2 protein-coding genes are annotated in these 1,846 nt (G+C 74.8%); one reads left to right on the forward strand and one right to left on the reverse strand.

Annotated elements, in window-relative coordinates; translation table 11 throughout:
* On the reverse strand, positions 1 to 1,003 hold a 1,003-nt coding region (locus tag SSBG_RS25340), incomplete at its 3' end, for a serine/threonine-protein kinase (RefSeq protein WP_008748916.1).
* 528 nt (positions 1,004 to 1,531) lie between these two features.
* On the opposite strand from SSBG_RS25340, the gene SSBG_RS33825 reads away from it, so the two are divergent.
* On the forward strand, positions 1,532 to 1,699 hold the full coding sequence (locus SSBG_RS33825) for a hypothetical protein (RefSeq protein WP_199781407.1): 168 nt from the start codon (positions 1,532 to 1,534) through the stop codon (positions 1,697 to 1,699).
* Positions 1,700 to 1,846 lie beyond the last annotated feature (147 nt).

The following is a 1,846-nucleotide window of genomic DNA, read 5'->3' on the forward strand; positions in this document are numbered from 1 at the left end:
GCTCGCCGCGCTGGCCGGCCTGGGCGGGCGCCGCCGTCTCCGGCTTGCGGCGCCCGCGCGGCGCGGGGGTCACCGGGCGCTGCTGCGTCGCCTGCTCGGCGTACTGCTCCGCGAGCCGCCCCGTGGGCCGCTCGATCACCTCGCGCTGCCCCGCGCCCCGCGCGCTGCCCGGGTGCTGCGTCTCGCGCGCGGCGATCTCCTTGAGCCGCAGCGAGAGCTGGAGCGTGCTGGGCCGCTCTTCGGGGTCCTTCGCGAGACACGCCCGCACGAGCGGCGCGAGGGCGTCCGGGACGCCGCGCAGGTGCGCCTCCTCGTGGACGACGCGGTAGAGCATGACCTCGGAGCTGCCGTGGCCGAAGGGGGAGTCCCCCGTCGCCGCGTAGGAGAGCGTCGCGCCGAGCGCGAAGACGTCCGTCGCGGGCGTGACCGCCGCGCCCCGCACCTGCTCGGGCGCGAGGAAGCCGGGCGAGCCGACCGCCGTGCCGACGTGCGTGAGGGTGCTCGCCCCGGTCGCCCAGGCGATGCCGAAGTCGATGATGCGGGGGCCCTTGGGGGAGAGCAGGATATTCGACGGCTTGAGGTCCCGGTGCACCACCCCCGCCTCGTGCACCGCGACGAGCCCCTCCGAGAGCGCCGCGCCCACGGAGGCCACCTCGGCCGCCGTCAGCGGGCCCTCCTCGGCCACTTTGTCGTGCAGGGAGGGGCCCGGGACGTACTGCGTGGCGAACCAGGGCCGTTCGGCCTCCAGGTCCGCCGCCACGAGCCGTGCCGTACAGCCTCCGCGAATGCGCCGGGCCGCCGAGACCTCACGGGCGAAACGTGAGCGGAACTCCTGGTCCTCCGCCAGATCCGGGCGGATGACCTTCAGCGCGACGCGCTGTCCCTTGCGATCGGAGCCCAGGTAGACGACGCCCATCCCGCCCGCGCCGAGTCGCCGGTGAAGCCTGAACGAGCCGACGACACGCGGGTCCTCGCGCCGGAGCCGCATCATCGTCATGTCCATCCCCGCTGCCCGTTACTGCTGACGCGCCACAGCTTACGTTTCCGCGCGCCGGTGCGCGCTGAGGCCGCGCCCTCCGTGACCGAACGATTGTCTTCGCGGGACGCGGTGGTGAGGAAGCATCACCATGACGCCTCCTCACCGGGTCCGCGCTCCTCCCCTTTTCGCCCAATTCCCGCGAGCGGCGGGCCTTTTCGGCCACGGCGGGCCCCTTCGCGCGCACCCCGCGAGGCGCGCCCGCGCACGTCCCCCCGCACCGCCGCCGCCCCGCGCGGCCGCACCGGAACCACGCCCTCCGTCCGTGACCCACATCACGGACCTCAGGGGAGTCCCCCAGGGGATCTCCACCCAGGGGAGTAGGGGACCGCCCGGTCGTCCTCCTGGGGGAGGCCAGGCATTCGGTACGAGGGCATGACGCCCCCCTCTGTCCCGGCGGGCGAGGATGGAGGCACAGCGACGGGAGCGCCATCCCCCCGAGGTCACGCCCCCGTCGCTCCCTCGACCGACACCTCCGGCAGGAGAAGGACCCCGATGGCCACGACCGTGCCCGAAGCACCCCGTGCCCGCACGCGCCCCGCGCGCCGCCACCCCCTGGTGGCCGCCGCCATCGTCCTTCCCCTCGCAGCCCTGCTCGTGGTCGCCTTCGGCGGCTGGGAAGCAGTGGTCCTCCAGGCGTCGTCCGTGGGCATGATGCCGTGACGCGCGGTTAGCGTCGTGGGCCCGGAAGAGCGGTCCGGGCGGGGACATCCATGCCCGTGAAACCCCGTGGGGACGGGGGTGCGGCGGACGGCAACAGATGCCCGCGCGGCTGGGGAGCCGCGCGGGCATCATTCTTGCCCGGCCCCG

Origin of the sequence: Streptomyces sp. SPB074, from assembly GCF_000154905.1 — a bacterium.
Classification (GTDB): domain Bacteria; phylum Actinomycetota; class Actinomycetes; order Streptomycetales; family Streptomycetaceae; genus Streptomyces.